This window comes from Pseudomonas sp. Marseille-P9899 (genome assembly GCF_903166565.1).
GTDB classification, from domain to species: Bacteria; Pseudomonadota; Gammaproteobacteria; order Pseudomonadales; family Pseudomonadaceae; genus Aquipseudomonas; species Aquipseudomonas huaxiensis.
The window spans coordinates 15,694-36,360 of the sequence record NZ_CAESCG010000001.1; the positions used below are offsets into that span (position 1 = coordinate 15,694).

The window sequence follows — 20,667 nt, forward strand, 5'->3', positions numbered from 1 at the left end:
GCGGATGAATCCGCTCCCACAGGATTGCAGGTGACCGACGCTTTGCGATGCCCTGCGAGATGTGTAGATATCCATGCGGCGATAAGGCCATCAGCCTTTCAAACCTGCCCCCGGCAATGCACCACCAACCGCGCACCACCCCACTCGCTTTCCCCCACCTCCAACTGATACCCGTGCAGGTCGACGATCGCCGAGACGATCGATAACCCCAGGCCGAAGCCGGCATGGCGGTGGCCTTCTTCGCTGCGGTAGAAGCGCTTCAATACCGTCTCGCGTTCTTCCTCGGGAATCCCCGGACCGCTGTCCTCCACCGCGATATGCATGCCCGCGTCATCACGCTCGGCGCTGATGCGCACCCGTCCGCCGGTCGGGGTGAACTTGATGGCATTGCCCACCAGGTTGGCCAGGGCCTCGAACAGCAGTTCATGGTCGCCGAACAGCGTCGGCAACGACTCGGCAACCCGCAGTTCAAGGGCAATCTCGCCGTCCTCGGCCAGCGGCAGGTAGAAGTCGTGGAGCTCCACCAGCAACGCCTGGGCCTGCAGTTCGACGAAGCCGGCACGGCGCTGACGGTCTTCCAGTTCGCTGATGCGCAGCAGCCCGCGGAAACGCGCCATCAGGGTGTCGGTCTCGGCGATCGCCTGTTCCATCGCCTCGGCCTGCGGCGCGTCATCGCCGGCCTGCTGGCGGATACGGTAGAGCTGGGCACGCAGACGGGTCAGCGGGGTGCGCAGGTCGTGGGCAATGTTGTCGCAGACGCCTTTGACCTCGTGCATCAGGTGTTCGATGCGGTCAAGCATGGCGTTGACGATGGCTGCGAGCATGTCCAGCTCGTCGCGGCGTGGCGACAGCGGCAGGCGCCGGGTCAGGTCGCCGGCGACGATCTGTTCGGCGGTGGCCTGGATCGCGCGGATCCGCTTCAGCGGTCGGCGGCGCAGCCAGTACCAGCCGGCGATGCCGGGAATGATGGTCAGCGACAGGCCCCAGAGCAGGGCGTGGAGGATGATCCGGGTGACCACGAACAGCGAACCGTTGTCCCGCACCAGCACCAGCCAGCGACCATCCTGAACCTTGAGCGCCACCGCATCGCAACTGTCCCGCGGCAGGCGTGGGTCGTCGGCGTCGAGGCAGCGGCTGATTTCATGGATGCGGCCGTCCAGGCCCAGTTCGGCGGGCATCTGGCGGATCTGCCCGCCCAGCGGGTTGAACTGCGGGTCGAACAGGCCATAGGCGTCGAAGCTGCGTTCTTCGAAGGCCTGGCTTGCGATCAGCGCGTCATCCAGTTGCTTGCCGCTCATGTGGGCAAACAGGTGCTGGCGTTGCATCAGCGAATGACGGGTGAGCTTGTTCAGGTAGCTGGACACTTCGAAGTACAGCACCCCCATGAGGATGCTGCTCCAGGCCACGAACAGAAAACTGTACAGCGCAAGCAGTCGGCTGGTTGACGAACTCCAGCCCTTAGACGGGTTCGGCAATGGCATAGCCGGAGCCTCGCACGGTGCGAATCAGCGGCGTCTGGCCGGGGGCATCGATTTTCTTGCGCAGGCGGCCGATATGCACGTCGATCAGGTTGGTGCCGGGGTCGAAGTGATAGCCCCAGACTTCCTCGAAAATCATCATCCGGGTGATGACCTGGCCGGCATGGCGCATGAGGAATTCCAGCAGCTTGTACTCGGTGGGCAGCAGGTTGAGCGACTGCTCGCCGCGCCGGGCTTCATGGCTGATCAGGTCCAGTTGCAGGTCGGCGACCTGCAGGCGGGTCTCGGTCATCGGCACGCTGTTGCGGCGCAGCAGCACCTCGACGCGGGCAGCCATCTCGTCGGAGGCGAAAGGTTTGGTCAGGTAGTCGTCACCGCCGGCACGCAGGCCGCGAACCCGCTCATCGACATCGGAGAGGGCGCTGATCATCAGGATCGGCGTGGCGATCTTCAGGTTGCGCAGGGTGGTGACAATCGTCAGGCCATCGACCTCGGGGAGCATCCGGTCGACGGTGATCAGGTCATAGCCACCGGCGATTGCACGGGACAGGCCTTCGCGGCCGTTGTCGACCCAATCGACCTCCAGGCCGTGGCTGGAAAGTTCGGCGACGATTTCCTGGCCAGTGACGGCGTCGTCTTCGATAGTCAGTACGCGGGGCATGCTTTTACCTGGGCGGCGAGTTGAGATTCGATTGTGCCAAAGAATAGACAGCGCCCGTCCTAAAGAAAAATTCATGTAGAAAAGCCGCTGAGCGGCGACCGGGCTGTGTGCAAACCAGCCTGATCGCCGCTCAGCGGCTTTCTGTGTAGCAGGGGACGAGCGTCAGGCGACCTTGACGATCCAGCCCGCTGGCGCTTCGACGTCACCGCTCTGGATACCGGTCAGCTCGTTGTAGAGCTTCTGGGTGACCGGACCGACTTCGGTTTCGCTGTGGAACACGTGCAGCTTGTCGTTGTACTGGATGCCGCCGATCGGGGTGATGACCGCAGCGGTACCGCAGGCGCCGGCTTCCTTGAACTTGGCGATTTCGTCGATCAGCACGTCGCCTTCGATCACTTTCAGGCCCAGGCGCGAGGCGGCCAGTTCCATCAGCGACAGGCGGGTGATGCCTGGCAGCACGGACGCCGATTTCGGGGTGATGAATTCGTTGTCGCCGGTGATGCCGAAGAAGTTGGCCGAACCGACTTCCTCGATCTTGCTGTGGGTCATCGGGTCCAGGTAGATAGCATCGGCGAAGCCGGCTTTCTTGGCTTCCGCGCCCGGCATCAGGCTGGCGGCGTAGTTGCCGCCGACCTTGGCCGCACCGGTGCCTTGTGGGGCGGCGCGGTCGTAGCCAGAGATCACGAAGTTGTGCGGGGTCATGCCGCCCTTGAAGTACGAGCCGACCGGGATGGCGAAGATCGAGAAGATGAACTCAGGTGCGGTGCGCACGCCGACGTTGTCGCCGACGCCGATAACGAATGGACGCAGGTACAGGGCGCCCTTGCCGTGTGGCGGAATGAAACGTTCGTTGGCCTTGACCACCTGTTTGCAGGCTTCGATGAAGACGTCGGTCGGCACTTGCGGCATCAGCAGGCGGGCGCAGCTGCGCTGCATGCGCAGGGCGTTCTGGTCAGGGCGGAACAGGTTGATCGAGCCGTCCTTGCAGCGGTAGGCCTTCATGCCTTCGAAGCACTGTTGGCCGTAATGCAGCGCGGTGGAACCTTCGCTGATGTGCAGGACGTTGTCTTCAGTCAGGGTGCCTTGGTCCCACTCGCCATTACGGAAGTAGGAAAGGTAGCGCTTGTCGGTCTTGATGTAGTCGAAGCCCAGCTTGTCCCAGTTAATGCTTTCGTTGCTCATGGCACCCTCGATCGGTTGGCAAATGCCTGAATGGTCAGGCCACGCATCTTGCGCAAGCAGCCACGATAATACATCCCGTGCGGATCGGAAACGCCTCCGGGCAGATTCCCGCCGTGAGGGTCGATACGCTGGAGTGCCTGTCAATGTAATGAAGGCCACTCTAATGTCTGAAGTTATGGGTGCTGCAACGGCGTTGGTCAATGACGAGCCGGCGACAACCGAGCACTTCGCGATGGTCGAAGGCAAGATTCCCGACTGGCTGAAGCAGGCCTCTTCGCAAACCCGCCGCGCACTGCGCGAATCGAACGCCACCGCGCCGCCCTGGTTCGAACAGGCACGGCGCGATCACCCTGAAATCGTCCGTCAGTTGCAGGAAACGTACGCCGGTCATCTGCGTGACGAACAGCAGGTCGATCAGTTGCTGGCACGTTTGCCGAGCCCCGACGTGTTTGCCGAACCGCTGCTCAAGGCTGCAATCAAGCAGGCGTTTGGGCTCGACCTCGATGTTCGCACCAGTTATCTGTTCCATGCCAAACGGTCCGCCCTTGACGTGCCCCTTGAAGGCCCCGCGCAAGACCCGGTCGTGCTGGCGCAGGGCTTGCTGAAGGCGGCCACCCAGTCGCTGCTCGCGTCGGCGTTGCAGAATTTCGAGGCGTGGGAAACGGTTGCGGGCGCCATGGACAACGGGCGTATCGCCAGGGCGGCGCTGTTCTCCGCGTACCCGGTGGTTGGCGTGGCGATTGATGGCCCGCTGATCGATATCGCCCCTGAACGGTTCGCGGCCTTGTGCCGAACCCTCGATCTGGGTGGCCAATACCAAGCGCTGATACAGACGACACTTAATGCTGAAGACGTCGCGAATAACGTCTGGAAAAACCTGCCGGACGTATTCCAGCGGTTCGAACAATCAGCCTTCGAACTTCAAGTGCAGATCGCTTACTTGAAGAAAGCCATCAGCCAGGAAACCCGGTTGGCACTGTTGGCGCTGGCGCAGAACACTTCGGGTGAACGCCCGCGTTGTAGCTTTTTGCAACTCTGGGACGTGACGTTGACCGGCGTGGTGGTGTTTCGCCTGGGCCGGGAAACGGAGGCGGGCGTGGAAAGCATCGTGGTCTATCTGCCCGATGACCCGCACAACCCGCTGCGCGAATATGACTCGTCCGTGCAGTTTCTTCATGTGTTGCGCGAGAGCCTGTTGCAACCCGGCTATCTGGCGTTCTTCCAGCGTTTCGTACCGGCGCGCCACCGCAGTCGGGTGTTCGGCAAGCTGGATCAGGCGTTTCACCCCAAGGTCTGGAACAGCCAGTTTGGCTGGTACGAGCCCTCGCTGGACCGCGAGGCGCGGCTGCACCTGAGAGATGAAGCCTTTTCCGCAGCGTTGATTCCCCGGCTGTGCGAGCAAAAAGCGGCCGTGCTCCGGGACGACGGGCTGTTTCATGCGGTACCGACGGCGGAACAAGACCACAAGTCGCTGATGGACAAGCTGACGTACTTCTTCGAAAAAGCCTTCGATGTGCTCAATGTCGCCGCGTTTGTGGTGCCGGGCCTGGGCGAGGTGATGCTGGGCGCGATGGCCGCGCAACTGAGCTACGAAGTCTACGAAGGCATTGAAAGCCTGGCCCAGGGCGAAAAGGACCAGGCGTGGGGCTACCTCATGGATGTGGTGGACAATGTGGCGCTCGCCGTTGCGTTGGGTGCCGTTTCTGCCAGTGGTGCACATGGCCCCGCAGTGCCCGAGGCGGTCAAACCGATGCAGCCGGTGCGCCTGGCTGACGGCAGCACCCGCTTGTGGAAGCCGGATGTGCGGCCCTATGCCCACGATATCGTCCTGCCCGCGGACCTGAAGGCCGATGCGCTGGGGCTGTATGCGCACCAAGGCAAGCAGTGGCTGGCACTGGACGGGCAGACCTATGCCGTCAAACCGGAACCGTACCGGCTGCAACACCCCACCCGACCTGACGCGTATGAGCCGGTCTTGCGCCACAACCAGGCGGGTGCCTGGCAGCATGAGGCGGACCGGCCGCTGGAGTGGGAGGGGGTCAGGTTGTTGCGCCGGCTGGGCGTTACCGGCGCGGAGTTTTCCGATGAGCAAGCCCTTCGCATCTTGCGTATCAGCGGCAGTTCCGAGTCGCAGTTACGCCACGCCCTGGTCGAAAACCAGCGTCCGCCGGCCTTGCTGATGGACACGGCGCTGCGCTTGAAACTCGACCGTGAGTCAGTGACCGCCATCGGTGAAAGCGGCGCCGATTCACAAGAAATCATCGACGCGAGACGGGCGTGGTTCAGCACGCGCTACCAGGCCCTTCGCGCGAGCGACTCGGCGCAAGTGATTCGCCGCGCGTTCCCCGGCTTGCCCGTCCCGGTGGCCGAGGAGCTGCTGCAACATGCCGACCCCGCAGAGCTGGAGCGCCTGCGCAGCGAACAACGCGTGCCCCTGCGAATGGCCGAAGAGGCCCGCGCCTATCTGCAGAACACCCGCCTGGCCCGGGCCTACGAAGGCTTGTATCTGGAGTCGGTGTCCAACCCCGACAGCGACACGCTGCTGCTGCATACCGTCGAAGCCATGCCCGGCTGGTCGCCCGAGGTTCGCCTGGAGGTCCGCGAGGGCGCGTTTCATGGGCCACTGCTCGACAGCGTCGGTCCCGTTGATGCGCCGATCCGCAAGGTGCTGGTCAAGCAGGGTGAGAGCTACCTGGCCCGTGACGCCGAGGGCCGCCATCTGCACGGCAGCGATGATTTCTACGCCGCGCTGCTGCATGCCCTGCCGGACCTGCAACGTGCGCAACTGGGTTTCCCTCATGTCGGCCAGGGCGCGGAACTCAAGCGGGCGGTGCAGGCGCAGCCGCTGTTGCCGAGGCAAGTGCTGCGCAAGGCGTTGAACATTCAGGCGCTCAAACCGTCCGGCAAATCGCCCATGCGTCTGGCCGATGGCCGCCTGGGTTACCCGTTGAGCGGAAGAGCCACGTTTCCGGGCTTCATCACCGAAGACACGTTGCTGGACAAGATCCGTCTGCTGGAATTTCGCAGCGCCTATCCCGACGAGGTGCTGGCGGCGCTGCATGCCGCTGGCCTGGACCGCGCCGCCATCGATATCCGCTTGAACCAGTTGCTGGGTGAGGAGCGCACGCTAAGTGGCAGCCTCGCCGGGTGGGAGCTGGCCTCGGCCTCGATTGCCGATCCGAACCCCGCGCAGTTCGCCAGTCGCCAGGGTATTGGCGAGGCGATCTGGCATCACTGGGAAGTCAACTGTCTGCCCGAGCGCGGACTCGCTGCGCCGTTGCTCCTGAATGGCGTTGATCTGGCCGACTTCCCCGCGCATTTGCCAGACTTTTTCCATGAGCGTGTTCAGGGCCTGGAATTGAATGGCTGTGCCCTGGGCATGATCTGGCAGGAAGGCGAGTTGCCTCTGGCGCTGTTTCTCCGCCGTTTCCCCCGGTTGACGTCCCTGGCCGTGCGCCAGGGAACCATCCGCGATGTCTACCTTGTGCAGCAGGCTCTGGAATACCGGCTACCGCAGTTGAGCAGTCTTGAGCTGACTGACATGGGCACCTTCATTGCCCAGGAGCAGCTCGACTTCTTCAGCCGACTGAATCTGCGGCGACTGGACCTGAGCGGCAACCAGATGAGTTATCTGCACGCTATCGAACGCGTCGACCTCGACCTGGACTACCTGGGGTTGAACCGCATGCATCTGGGCGAGTGGCCGAGCTGGCTCAGCGTCGACACGCTGAGCTCTATCTCCGAGCTGTCCCTGAGGGGGAATGAGATCGCCATGATCCCCGACGCCATTGTGGACAATCAGCCGGCGGAGGCGCGCACCCGCATCTCGCTCCAGGACAATCCGCTCTCGGTGAGGATGATCCGCTCACTGCGATTGAGCGAGGGTGCCGATCGGCGCTTTCGCTTCGACCTGGAGGTTCCCGGGTACCTGGCACAAGAACTGAACCGGTTGGGGCAAGAGCGCGCGGCATTGTCCGATGTCCTTGAGCAGTGGGCGGAGGCGTCCTCGTCAACTGCTCCGTTGAGTGCCGAGCAGTCGATCATGCGCCGGCGAATACGCGACCACGTTCTGGCGTTCTGGAGAGGCGAGCCTAGCGCCTTGAATCACAAGGTCCTGCGGCTCAATGCGATCGACCTTGGCGAATTTCCCCCGCGACTGCCGAGCTTTTTCTATGAGGTCGTTTATCGGCTGGAGCTGGTTCGACCGACCTTGACCCTGCCGCAGCTCAATGAGTTCTTGCGCTATTTCCCGAACCTCGATGCCATGGCGCTGATCGATCATGTCACGCCTCTGGCGGAGCTCCCCGCCGTGCTGGTCGAACTGCCTGAGCTGAGGTCATTGTCCTTGCAATCCCAGGGCTTGATCGTTGACCAGGCTGCCATGGAGTTTTTCGGGCGTATCCTGAAACTGACTCACCTGGACCTTGATGGCAACACGATGGGCGTCATTACGGATGTCAGCTCACTGGCCAGTCGCATCCCGTTTCTGACCCTGAGCCTGAACAATGTCGGCCTGCAGGCCTGGCCCGCGTGGATCGATACCTTGCTGCCCGGATCGATAGACGTGCTGTACCTGGAAGGCAACCAGATCAGCGAGCTGCCGGACTTCCTGCTGGACAACCATCGCAGCGACGTGGGGCATACCGATATTGTCCTCAGGGGTAACCCGCTGTCCCATGAAGTGATGCGTCGCGCCCATACCTCCGAGTCGTACAACCGGCCTTACTCCTTCAACATGGATCTGCCGGAGGAGATCCGCAGGCTTGCGCCTGATCGTCACGCTTCGGACTCATCTTCGGCCGGGGAGGATTCCGACACCGAGGTTTTCGAGCACTCCCACGGTGGTGGTCAGCCGGATGTGATGGTGAGCTCCGTCGATCCGTGGCTGATCTACGGAGGTGACGATGAGGCGTCACGCCGTGGAACCTGGCAGCAACTTGAGCGGGGCGACAGTGCGCGAGACCTGCTGGGGATGGTGACGCAACTGCGCAATACCGCCGATTACCGGCGAGTGATAACCCGCCCGGAACTGGTCGAGCGGGTATGGCGTGTGCTGGATGCGGCGGCGCAAGACCCCGAGTTGTGCCTGATCCTCAATGGCATGGCCGAAGAGCCGCTACGGCAACTGGAGAACTTCGACACCTGTCCTGATGGCATCCGGCTGGAGTTCAATCAGATGGAGGTTCAGGTGTACATCCGCCAGTCGCTGCGCGATGTCTCCGAGGCGCAACGCGGGGCCACCCTCTATCGACTGACCCGACGCCTGTACCGCCTGCAGGTTCTCGATGACATCGCGCGCCGGCAATCCGGTAGCCGCGATGAAGCCGAGGTCCGTCTTGCCTACCGTCTGCATTGGGCCGAAAGCCTCGATTTGCCGGTGCCGCCGAGCAAGATGCTGTATCAGTCCCATGCCGCTATCCGGCCCGGTGAGTTCGATGACGTCCTGGTCCAGGCGCATCGGGGCGAAACGGGCCAAGGGTTCATGGACTACGCTGCCCAGCGCGATTTCTGGGTGGAGTACCTGCGTGAGGTCCACGCTGATCGCTTCCGGGCGCTGAGGGACAACTTTGAAAGCCGGGTGCTGGATTTGACCGATCTTTCCCCAGGCGATCCTCCCAACCAGTTCGTTGCGAAGATCAAGGTGCTGGAGGAGCAACTGGCCAAGGATGAACGCAAACTGATCGAAGAGCTGACCAACCGCGAAGGGCTGAAGTACGCATAACGTTTGTGTGGACAGTGGTCCCGCGAGCCCGCGAAACAAAAACAGGCGAGGACATTTACGAGGGTTGATCTTCTCGGTGTTCGCGCCTGTTTTTTATGGCCCGCAGACCAACCGGAAGGACTGTTGAGGCGGGGTGTTATATATCGTTTGAACGCGTTTGAAATGATGATGTTGGTGGTGGGTTTTCTATAAGTTATTTGAACCGTTCAGCACACTTTCGCTCGCTATTCTGGGCGACCCGTCAATAACGTTGAAGGTCGTTCTCATGCCGGAAATCACTTCCCTCGCCGCCTCAACCGATGGCGATGACGCCATCAGCGAACACTACGAAACGGTAAAAACCAAACTGCCCGATTGGCTGATAAATGCATCGTCCGATACCCATCGGGCGATTCGTCAGGCGGGGTCGAAGCCCTTACCCTGGTTCGAGCAAGTGCGGTCCACCGATCCGGACGCTGCCCGTTACCTGGCCAGCCTGTACGCCGATCACCGATTTTACGAGCAACAAGTCAATGCGGCCCTGGCCGGTCTGCCCGCAGCGGAAGTCTTCGCCGAACCGCTGCTCAAGGCCGCGATACACGAAACGTTCGGCCTGACTGTCGATGTTCGCACCACCCATCTTTTCCATGCCCGGCGCGCCGCAGATGCGGGGGTGAGCTTCCCTCCGTATCCACCCCTGTTACCGTCGGGCGCGATGGCGGCGGCGGTACAACCGTTGCTCAAGTCGGCCTTGCAGAACTTCGAAGCCTGGGAAACTTCACCCGGCGCGATGGACAGTGGTAGTACCCGGTCGGTGGTGGTTGCAAATGCACGTATCGAGGGAATAACAATTGAAGGAGCAGTCATTGATATTGCGCCGGAAAAGTTTGCGGCGATGTGTCGAACCCTGGACTTGGGCGGCAAGTATCAAGCGTTGATAACTTCAGTATTGAACCCTGTTTCCTCTTCGGGCGATGCGCCGGACGCCGCAGCTTTCAACTTGCGTGGCGTATTCAAAAGTTTCGAGCAGTCGGCCTTCCTGCTTCAGGTGCAGTTGGCCTTCATGCGCAAGCATATCGATCGAGAGACTTGTGAAGCCCTCCGGCAACTCGCGAAAAACAAGCCGGCCACGTTGAACGGAAAACCGCTTGCCTGCAAATTTCTGCGGCTGTGGGACGTCACCCTCACCGGGCTCGTGGTCATCAGTCCGGACCGCGAGTCCAGCACCGATATCGAGCCCGTGCTGGTGTATATCCCCGACGACCCGTTTCACCCGTTGCAGACCTACGCGTCGTCCCAGCAGTTCATCGAAGTGCTGCGCGACAGCATGCTTCAGCCGGGCTACCTGACGTTTTTCGAGCGCTTTGTGCCCGCCCGCGATCGCGCCCTGGTGTTCGGGAAAATTCACCAGGCGTTCTACCCCAAGGTCATGAACAGCGGCGGCTGGTATGAGGTGAAACTCGACCGCAAGGCGCGGCTGCGTGTGGAGGAACAGCCGTTCGCTGGAAGCTTTTTCTCGGACCTCTACCGACAAAAAGTGGCGGTGCTGAAAGACGATGGGCTGTTTCATGCGGTGCCGACAGCGGTTGAAGACCGGAAGTCTTTCGATGCGGCACTGCAGTACTTCTTCGAGAAGAGCTTTCAGGCGCTGAACATCGCCGCGTTCGTGGTGCCGGGGCTCGGCGAGGTCATGTTGGGGGTGATGGCCGTCCAGTTGAGCTATGAAACCTTCGAGGGCATCGAGAGCCTGACCCGGGGCGAGCGGGACCAGGCCTGGGGCTATTTCATGGACGTGGTGGAGAACGTCGCGATGGTCGCGGCGTTGGGGGCGCTCGGGTCGAGTGGCCGGGGTACTCCGGCATTGGCGGTACCGCGCGCGGTCGGTCAGATGCGCAGCGTGCGCGTGCCGGATGGCAGTACCCGACTCTGGAAACCAGACCTGACGCCGTTCGCCCATGACACCGTTTTGCCGGCGGGGCTCACGCCGAACTCGGCGGGTTTTCTCGAGTACCAACGCAAGCAGTGGTGGCCGCTGGACGGGCGGACTTATGCGGTCAAGCCGCCCTCGGCCACCGAACCCTATCGGCTGGAACACCCTGTGCGAAGCGATGCCTACGCGCCGCGCTTGCGTGACAACGGCGCGGGCGCGTGGCTGCACGAACTGGATCAGCCAGGAAATTGGCAAGGGCTGTACCTGTTTCGTCGGCTGGGCTACAGCGCGGCGCGCTTCTCCGATGAAGAAGCGCTGCGCATCCTGCGGATCAGCGACATCCCCGACTCGGTCTTGCGCCATACGCTGGCGGAGGCGCAACGGGCGCCGGCGTTGCTGGAAGACACTGCGCAGCGGTTGCAACTGGATCGCGAAGTGGGGCGTTTCATCGAAGAAAGGGAGGCCGGCAATGCGCGTGCTCGAATAGCCGAACGGTTCAACCGCCGTTATGAAGCCCTCTACGTCTCAAGGCCCGATCAGGAGGTGATTCGCCGCAGCTTTCCAGGCTTGCCTTTGCCGGTCGTGGACGAGTTGCTGTACCACGCCAGCCCGGCCGAGCTGCAACGGATGGCGGCAACCCGGCAATTGCCGATGCGCATCGCCGAAGAGGCCCGCGCCTACCTGCAAAACGTACGCCTGGCCCGCGCCTGTGAAGGGCTCTACCTGGGCTCGGTCGACACCGTCGACAGCGAACGACTGCGGCTGCACAGCGTCGCCCGGCTGCCCGGTTGGTCGCCTCAAATGCGTATCGAGCTGCGTGAGGCGCGGTTTCACGGGGCCTTGATCGACCGCGTCGGCCCGGCCGATGCGCCGATTCGCAAGGTGCTGGTTCGGCAGGAAGGCGGGTATCAGGCGTATGACGCGGACGGCCAGCCGTTGCACGGCCGCGCAGATTTTTACGCGTCCCTGCTGCACGCCTTGCCCGACCGGCAGCGCGGTGAGTTGGGTTTCCCCCATGTGGGGCAGGGCGCGGACCTCAAGCTAGCCGTGCAACGCCTGCCCCTGTTGCCGCGCCCGCTGTTGCGCGAGGTGTTGCGCATGCAGCCGCTCAAGCCCTCGGCCCGCTCACCGATGCGCCTTGCCGATGGCCGGCGCGGTTATCCCCTGAGCGGCAGGGGGGCGCTGCCCGGATTTATCACCGAAGACAACCTGCTGGACAAGATCCGCCTGCTCGAATTCCAGGACGCTCATCCCGACGAGATCCTGCGCGTGCTTTATCGCGTCGGCTTGAGCCGGGCGGCCATCGATACCCGCCTCAATCAGCTGCTGGAAGAGCAACGGGCGCTGCGTCACTGCCTCGACCAGTCGGCATCCTTGGCCGACCCGAGCGAGCTTCGCGCCATCAGCCGGACGCGGATTGGCGAAGCGCTCTGGCACCACTGGGAAGCCAACAGCGTGCCGGAGACCGGGCGTTTCGCTGCCTTGCGGCTGGAGAACGTGAGCCTGAGCGATTTTCCCGAGCAGTTGCCGGCCTTTGTCGCTGACCGGGTGCACAGCCTGGAACTGATACGTTCGGACGGCGGTACGCTGCCCGCGCTCGGGGACTTTTTTCGACGCTTTCCTCTCGCCACATCGCTGGTCGTGCGCGGTGGCGACGGCCTGAACAGCCGCGAGCTGATCACCCTGGTGCGCGACGGGGCGCCGCAGGTTCGCAGCCTGGCGCTGACCGATGTCGCGCTGGAGGTGACTCAACAGACGCTCGACCACCTGCGCGAGCTGGCGCATCTGGAGCGACTCGACCTGAGCGGAAACAGGTTCAGTGCCGAGGCGGGCGTGACGGCGATGAACCTGAAGCTGCGCTACCTCGGCTTGGAGCGCATGGACCTTTCGAACTGGCCTGAATGGCTCGACAGCAGCGCACTGGCCCAGCTTGGCGAAGTCTCCCTGGCGGACAACGCGATAACCCTGGTGCCGGCGTGGCTGCTGCACAACGAGGTTATCGGGGCTGCGTCCGGGACCCGCCTGTCACTGTTGCGCAATCGCCTGACGGTTCGCACCATCAGGCACCTGCGGTTTTGCGAGGGCGCCGATCGCCGGTTCAGCTTCGACCTGGACCCCCTTCAGATCCGCAGCGGCTTTGACCAGTTGAAGGTCGAGCACGCGATTTTGAGCGAGGCACTCGACCAGTGGGTCGAGGCGTCCACATCAACCGCGGTGCCGAGCGCGCAGCAAGTACTCGCGCGCAGCCGCGTGCGCGACACGTTGCTGGCGTTCTGGCGCGAAAGGAGCGCATTGACCGTACCGCGCCTGCAACTGGAGGCGCTTGCCCTGGACGATTTCCCGCAGACATTGCCGCCATTCTTTTACGCGGCAGTGGAGCAAATGGAGCTGATCCGGCCGGCGGCGAACATCGAACAATTCAATCGGTTCCTACGGCGCTTTTCCCGGCTGAGGGGCCTGAAGCTCACGGGCCATGTCACGCCGTTGACGGTGCTGCCTGCGGCACTGCTGGAGTTGCCGGAACTCACCGCCCTGGCGTTGAACGACCAGGGCCTGACGATCGATCAGACGGTCATCGAGTTCTTGTGCAGTATCCCCGAGCTCTCTTATCTGGGCCTGGATGGCAACACCATGGGCAGCATCCTCGACTGCACGCCGTTGCTGGACCGCTATTGGACGCTGTTGAGCCTGAACAACGTCGGGTTGCAGGCCTGGCCGGCCTGGCTCGATGAGTTGCTCCCGGAACTGGTGGAAATGCTCGGCCTGGAATACAACGCGATCAGCGAGCTGCCGCGCTACCTGCTGGAAAACCGGCGCAATTCCAACCCCAATATCCATGTCGATATTGCCCTCACCGGCAACCCGCTGACCAACGACATGGTCCGCCAGGCGTATGTCTCGCAGGCGTGGAACCGCCCTTACACCTTCCATATGGAAGTGCCCGAGGAGATCCAGCGGCTTGTGCCCGATCGCCACGATTCGGATTCGGAATTCACCAGTTCGGACGCTGAGGCTTTCGAGCAGTCGCACAGCAATGGAGAGCCCGGGGCGAGGGCGTCAGCCGTCGAGCCCTGGCTGGCGGGCGAGGAGGACCGCAGCGAAGTGCGTCGCGGTATCTGGCAGCAGCTTGACGCTGGCAATGACGCCAGAGACTTGCTGGGGCTGGTCGGACGCTTGCGCTACACCGCTGATTACCGCGGCGCGGGGAGCCGTCCCGAGCTGGTTGAGCGGGTATGGCAGGTGCTTGTGGCCGCGGCGCAAGACACCGACTTTCGCCTGACGCTCAATGGCATGGCCGAGGAGCCACTGCGCCAGGTGCGCAACCACGACACCTGCCCGGACGGCATCCGGCTGGAGTTCAACCAGATGGAACTGCAGTTGTACATTCGTCAGTCGCTGCACGATGTGCCCGAGCACGCGCGCGGGCAAACCCTTTATCAATTGACTCGACGCCTGTTCCGCTCGCAGGCGCTGGACGATATTGCGCGGCGCGAATCAAGCGGCCGGGACGAGGCCGAAGTGCGCCTGGCCTACCGCCTGCACTGGGCGAGCGAACTCGATCTGCCTGTCCCTCCCGGGAAAATGCTCTATCAGTTTGCCGCGCATATCCGCCCGGGCGAACTCGATAGCGCCTTGATGCAGGTCTACCAGGCCGAGCAGGGCCAGGGGTTCCTGGATTATGCGAGCCAGCGAAGCTTCTGGGTGGAGTACCTGCGGGAGACCAACAGCGATCGTTTCAAAGACCTCAAGGATGCCTTCGAGGCCCGCGTGCTGGAACTGACCGACCTGTATCCGGGGGATACAACGGACGAGCTGAGTGCGCGGATCAAGGTGCTGGAAGAACAGTTCGGTAAAGATGAGCGGCACCTGATCGAGGAGCTGACCCGCCGCGAAGGCGAGGGGGGCAACGCGCGGTAACTGGCCGGGAAGTGCGCGTCCGATGAGGTGTTATTTATGGTCTTGAAGTACCTGAATTGCTGATGGAAGTGCGGGGTTTTCCACGGGCGGATTGACGTTGTTTGGCGAGGTGGCGGGCTTATACCCTCCGCCAACCCAACCCACGCCAGCAGGTATGTTCATGGACGATTCACACGCTTCTGCGACGCGCACACCACCACCCTCAGCCCGGCACGATGTCTGGCTTGAATCGATTGGACGCAACGTTCCGGACTGGCTGCTCAACGCACCGCAAGCGACACGGCAGACGTTGCGCTCCGCCGGGCGCAACGTCTCCCCCTGGATCGACACGGCCCTGCGCGACAAGGCTCAGGTCAGTGCGCGGGTGCGAGAGGCGTACGCGCAGCACCATCATCATGAGGCGCAGGTCAATGCGCTGCTGGCGCGGCTTCCTTCCATCGAGGCCTTTGCCGAGCCGTTGCTCAAGGCCGGGATCAGCCGGCGGTTTGGCCTGGACCTCGATGTGCGCAGCACCTACCTGTTTCATGCCGGCCGCGTGCATCTCGATGATTCCTTCGCGGCCGCCTCCCGGGACCCGGTGGTGGCGAACTACAACGCGATGAGGCTGGCGACCCAGTCATTGCTGCATGCCGCGCTGCAGAACTTCGAAGCGTGGGAAACCGCAGCGTCCGGCATGGCCAGTCCTGCCCATGACTCGATGATCTATGCCGCGTCGAGCGCCACCGAGACCTTGCAAGGCGACGCCGTTGCCATTGTGCCGGAGCAGTTTGCCGCACTCTGCCGCACCCTCGACCTGGGCGGGCAATACCAGGCGTTGATCGACTCGGTACTCGCCGGGTCATCCACGGACAGTGCAGCGCAAGCGCCAACCGGTGAAACGCCTCACCGCCTGTTGGAGAACTTCGAGCGCTCGGCGTTTTTACTGCAGCTTCATCTCGCTTACCTGAAAGGCGATATCAGCGAACGGCTGTATGACGCGGTACGGTCCTTCAGCGACGGGCAGGCATCCGCGGACGCCTCGCTGGTCAGCGGCTTTCTTGGCGCATGGGATGTAGAACTGAAAAGCATCGTGGTCATTGGCAATTATTCGCCGGGTTCGCTGCCGACCAGTTACCCACGCTGGGAGGGCCTGAATCATGACGAGCCCCTGGTCGTTTACATCCCCGACGACCCGTTCGGTCCGTTCAAGGAATTTGCCTCGTTCGCCCAGTTCGTCGAGGCGCTGCGGGACCGCTTGCGGGAGCCGGACTATCTGAAGTTCTTTCAGCGATTTGTGCCTGCGCGCCACAGCGCGGAACTGTTCGGGATATTGCAGCGCACGTTTCATCCCAAGGTCTGGAACAGTGGCGGCTGGTATGAACAGGGCCAGGACGACGACGCTCTCCTGAAGCTGGTCGATCTTCCCTTTGGTGGCAATGTGTTTTCCCGGCTGGTGCAGCAGAAGATCGCGGCCCTGAAGGACGACGCCCTGTTTCACGCGGTGCCGACAGCTGATGAGGACCACAAATCGCTGATGGAAAAACTGCGCTACTTCGGCGACGTCGCCTTTGCGGTACTCAACGTCGCGGGCTTTGTGGTGCCGGGGCTAGGCGCGGTGATGATGGCGGTGGCGGCCGTGCAGTTGAGCTACGAAGTGTTCGAAGGCATCGACAGTCTGGTTGCGGGCGAGCGCGAGCAGGCCTGGGAGTACTTGATGGACGTGGTCGAGAACCTGGCCTTGATGGCCGCGTTGGGCGGTGCTTCGTCAGGGGCGGGGATCCCGGCGCTGGAAGTACCGTCGGCCGTCGGGCGGATGCGCCCGGTGCGCCTGCCCGATGGCACGACCCGGCTGTGGACACCGGACCTGGCACCCTTCGCCCACGATACCGTCTTGCCGGCGGGGCTCACGCCTGATGCGCAGGGGCTCTACCACTTTCAAGGCAAACAGTGGCTGCCGCTGGAAGGGCGGTTGTACTCGGTCAAGAACGGCGAAAGCGGCAGCTACCTGGAGCACCCGCAGCGGGCCGATGCATATCGCCCTGCCGTGCGCCACAACACGGCGGGGGCCTGGCTGCACGAGCTGGACCAGCCGCTGGAGTGGGAAGGGCTGACCCTGTTCCGACGTTTGGGCGCGGAGGGCGACGAGTTGTCCGACGAGGCCGCCCGGCGTGCCCTGTATGTCAGCGATACCCATGAGGCGCAGCTGCGTCGTGCCTTGGTGGAAGGGCAGCGGCCGCCGGCGCTGCTCTCCGACACGGTTGAGCGCTTCCGTCTCGATCAATTGCTGGGCACGGTAGGCGAAGGTATCAGTCGGGCGCACCGGGCGCAGTTGCTCAGCGGCGCATATGAGCGGCTCAATCCTGTGGCCTCGGAGGAAGCGCACGTATTCAAGCGCAGCTTTGCCAGCCTGCCCGGCAAAGTGATCGAGGAACTACTGGCGCATGCGAACGCTGCGGAACTCGAAATCGTCCGCGACGAACAGAAGATCCCGCTGCGTCTTGCCGGGGAAGCGCGCGCGTATCTGCAAAAGGTGCGGCTGGCGCGGGCGTATGAAGGGCTGTTCTTGCGCTATGCCGATAACCCCGACAGCGACAGGCTGATCCTGCACAGCCTTGCGCGGCTGCCGGGCTGGTCGCCGGCAGTGCGTCTTGAAGTCCGGGCGATGGCGTTCGACGGCGAATTGCTAGACAGCATTGGCCCGGCCGATGCACCTGTTTGCCGGGTGCTGATCGAGAATGCCGAGGGCTTTCGCGTACACGGCGCGCCGCCAGCGCCGGCGGCGGTCGATCTGTATGGCGGGGTGCTGGCGGCGCTGCCCGCACCTCAGCGCGAAGCCTTGGCGCTGCTCGGAGAAGACCCGGCGCTCGCGCTGAAACTCAAGGTGCAGGCGCAACCATTGCTGTCGCGGCAGGAGCTGCGCAGCCTGTTGAAGATGCAACCGTTGCGTCCCGCCGCGCGCTCGCCGATGCGCCTGGCCGATGGCCGGCCGGGTTATCCCCTGAGTGGCCGCGGCGTCCTGCCCGGCTACATCAGCGAAGACACGCTGCTCGACAAAATCCGCCTGCTCGAACTCGAGGATGCTCACGCCGAAGACATCTTGCGCGATCTCTACAGTGTGAACCTCAACCGTGCAGCCATCAGCGAGCGGCTTGACGTGCTGGTCGAGGAGCATCGCGAACTGAGCGCCAGCCTGGCCGAGTGGGCGAGCGCCAGCCCGGATGCTGAACGGCTCGCCAGCCGCGAGCGGATCGGCGAGGCGTTGTGGGCGCACTGGCGAAGCAACGCCTTGCCGGAGATCGGTCGCAACCGCCGGCCTTTGCAGTTGCGCTCGATTTCTGTGGATGATTTTCCCGAGCACCTGCCGGCCTTTGTCTACGAGCGGGTGCGGGCGCTCGAGCTGGAGGACCTGACAGCACCGGCCCTGCGGGTATCGGTCGAGGCCAATGGCATCGTGCAGCAGGAGCAGCAGTTGTCGGTCTTTTTGCAGCGATTTCCTGTGGTGAGGTCCCTGAGTCTCGACCGCGGCACAGGATGGCCGGCCAATGAATTACCGCAGATCGTGATGCAGAGTTTCCCGTGGTTGAGGAACCTGCGCCTGGCCAACCAGCAACTGACGGTGAACCAGGGCGTATTCGACGATTTCCGCGCAATGAGAGGGCTACGTCGGCTTGATCTCAGTGGCAATCCACTTGATGTTCAGGCGGTCATGCGACTCAACGAGCCGCAACTGGACTTTCTGGGCCTGGATAACATGGGCCTGACCCGTTGGCCGACTTGGCTCGACAGTCAGGCCCTGGAAAACATCAGTGAACTGTCCCTGGCCGACAATCACCTCACCGAACTGCCGGAACCCATGCTGCACAATCAGGGCAATTCTGTGGTTCACACCCAGGTGTTTTTGCGCGGCAATGTGCTTTCCCGGCAAACCATTTTCAGTGTCCGGCTGAGTGAGGGCGTGGGCCGACGGTTCAGTTTCGACCTCGATGTTCCCGCCGCGCTGCAGGCCGAACTGGACGTGTGCCTGGCGCAGACCCGGTTGTTGAACGAGGCCATGGGGCAGTGGCGGGAAACGTCCGGATCGGCGCAGCCCCAGGATGAGCAACAGGCGCGGGATCGCTGGCGAATCAGCGAGGCCATTCTGGATTTCTGGAATGAATGCATTCAGAGCTTCTACACACCATTGTTGCGACTGGACGGGGTTGCCTTCGCCGACGTCCCGCTGCAGTTGCCAGACTTTTTCTATGAGCACGTGCGCCGCCTGGATCTGTTGCGGCCCAGCGGGACAGCGGAGGAACTCGACCGGTTGCTGTTGCGCTTCCCTCAGCTGGAAGAGCTGAGCATCAGTTCGCAGGCCGTGCCGATGACCGCGCTGCCGCAGGCGCTGTTGCAACTCCGGGAACTCAGAACCCTTGCCCTGACCAACCAGCAACTGGTCATTGACCAGAGTGTGATCGACTTCATCAGCGGCTTGCCGGAACTGTGGTCGCTGGAGCTGGATGGAAACACCCTGGGCACCATCACCGATGTGTCGGGGTTGAGCATGCGCTACCTGAACATGTTGAGCCTGGCCGGGGTGGGCATGCAGACCTGGCCAGACTGGCTGAGCGCGTTGGTTCCGCGCCAAGTTCAGGTGCTGAGCCTGGACAACAATCTACTGACCCAGTTGCCGGAGTACCTCCTGCAAAACCGGCGCAACCTGGATGAGTCTTCCGAGATATCGCTGTTAAACAACCCGCTGAGCTACGACACCCTGCTCCGGGCGTTCATTTCCGAGTCGGGGCATCGGCCCTTTGTATTCCGAATGGACATTCCCGAGGCGATCCGGCGCTTGCCAGTCGCGCCGCACTCCTCGGACTCGGACCAGTTTGCCGGCCCTGGCGAGCATAGCCCCAGCACCAGTGACAGTTCTGAGGGGGACTACAACAGTTTCGCCCCCTGGTTGACCGAGAATACCGATGAAAACGAGGCGCGCATTGGCATCTGGCAGCAATTGGAGCGCGCGGAGGATGCCCCGGATTTGCTCAGACTGATCGGGCAATTGCGGTTCACGGCCGACTACCGCACCGCTGCGGCCCGCCCTGAATTGGTTGGGCGTGTCTGGCGCGTGCTGGAGGCGTGTGCCCAGGACGGGCAATTGCGCGTGGCGCTCAACGGCATGGCGCAGGAGCCGCTGCAACTGCTCCGAAACTATGACACCTGCCCGGACGGCATCCGCCTTGAGTTCAATCAGATGGAAGTCCAGGTCTTTACCCAGCAGTCGCTGCGCGATGTGCCCCCGCAGCAGCGCGGGCCTGCGCTGTATCGGTTGGTACGTCGCCTGTACCGCCTGCAGGAACTGGACACGATTGCCCGTGAACAGGCAGGGACGCGCGACGAAGCCGAAGTGCGCCTGGCGTACCGCCTGCACTGGGCCGGGGAGCTGGACCTGCCGCTGCCGCCGGGGCACATGCTGTTTCGCCCGGTGGCCGATCTGCAGCCGGGGGAATTGCAGCGAGCCCTGGTGAGGGTTCAGCAGGGTGAGGGCGGCCAAGCGTTTCGCGATTACGCGGCGCAGCGCGACTTCTGGGTGGCGTACCTTCGCGAGACCTACGCAGAGCGTTTCAGCGCACTCAGGGAGATGTTCCAGGCGCGGGTGCTGGAGTTGCTGGATTTGTACCCTGACGATGAACCAGCACGGGCCAGTGAACGGGTCCGGACATTGGAGATGCAATTGCAGAGCGACGAGCTGAACCTGATCCATGAACTGACCAATCACGAGGGCCTGGAACTCGTATAAACAGGGACGGGGAGGGAGCCCGGCGTCCGATAAAACAGCGGG

General features: G+C 62.9%; 6 protein-coding genes. 3 read left to right on the forward strand and 3 right to left on the reverse strand.

Annotated elements, in window-relative coordinates:
- Positions 1–98: 98 nt before the first annotated feature.
- The 3 genes from HWV67_RS00070 to HWV67_RS00080 form a co-directional block, all read right to left on the reverse strand.
- Positions 99–1,481, reverse strand: a complete 1,383-nt coding sequence (locus tag HWV67_RS00070; protein WP_175649403.1) for a sensor histidine kinase — start codon at positions 1,479–1,481, stop codon at positions 99–101.
- Complete coding sequence (locus tag HWV67_RS00075; RefSeq protein WP_110972108.1) at positions 1,459–2,139, reverse strand: response regulator transcription factor; 681 nt, start codon at positions 2,137–2,139, stop codon at positions 1,459–1,461. Before HWV67_RS00075 ends, HWV67_RS00070 begins: the two co-directional genes overlap by 23 nt.
- A 162-nt stretch (positions 2,140–2,301) precedes the next feature.
- Positions 2,302–3,321, reverse strand: a complete 1,020-nt coding sequence (locus HWV67_RS00080) for a branched-chain amino acid aminotransferase (RefSeq protein WP_175649404.1) — start codon at positions 3,319–3,321, stop codon at positions 2,302–2,304.
- Positions 3,322–3,484: 163 nt separating this feature from the next.
- On the opposite strand from HWV67_RS00080, the gene HWV67_RS00085 reads away from it, so the two are divergent.
- The 3 genes from HWV67_RS00085 (at position 3,485) to HWV67_RS00095 (ending at position 20,625) form a co-directional block, all read left to right on the forward strand.
- On the forward strand, positions 3,485–9,043 hold the full coding sequence (locus tag HWV67_RS00085) for an NEL-type E3 ubiquitin ligase domain-containing protein (RefSeq protein ID WP_175649405.1): 5,559 nt from the start codon (positions 3,485–3,487) through the stop codon (positions 9,041–9,043).
- A gap of 265 nt (positions 9,044–9,308) precedes the next feature.
- Complete coding sequence (locus HWV67_RS00090; protein ID WP_175649406.1) at positions 9,309–14,870, forward strand: NEL-type E3 ubiquitin ligase domain-containing protein; 5,562 nt, start codon at positions 9,309–9,311, stop codon at positions 14,868–14,870.
- A 160-nt stretch (positions 14,871–15,030) separates the two neighbouring features.
- A complete protein-coding gene (locus HWV67_RS00095) occupies positions 15,031–20,625 on the forward strand; it encodes an NEL-type E3 ubiquitin ligase domain-containing protein (protein WP_175649407.1) in 5,595 nt (1,864 codons plus the stop codon).
- Positions 20,626–20,667 lie beyond the last annotated feature (42 nt).

Excerpts from the sequence above, each read along its gene's own strand:
- HWV67_RS00095 (WP_175649407.1), top strand. The coding sequence starts at position 15,031 with ATGGACGATTCACACGCTTCTGCGACGCGCACACCACCACCCTCAGCC.
- HWV67_RS00070 (WP_175649403.1), bottom strand. The coding sequence starts at position 1,481 with ATGCCATTGCCGAACCCGTCTAAGGGCTGGAGTTCGTCAACCAGCCGA.
- HWV67_RS00080 (WP_175649404.1), bottom strand. The coding sequence starts at position 3,321 with ATGAGCAACGAAAGCATTAACTGGGACAAGCTGGGCTTCGACTACATC.
- HWV67_RS00085 (WP_175649405.1), top strand. The coding sequence starts at position 3,485 with ATGTCTGAAGTTATGGGTGCTGCAACGGCGTTGGTCAATGACGAGCCG.
- HWV67_RS00090 (WP_175649406.1), top strand. The coding sequence starts at position 9,309 with ATGCCGGAAATCACTTCCCTCGCCGCCTCAACCGATGGCGATGACGCC.
- HWV67_RS00075 (WP_110972108.1), bottom strand. The coding sequence starts at position 2,139 with ATGCCCCGCGTACTGACTATCGAAGACGACGCCGTCACTGGCCAGGAA.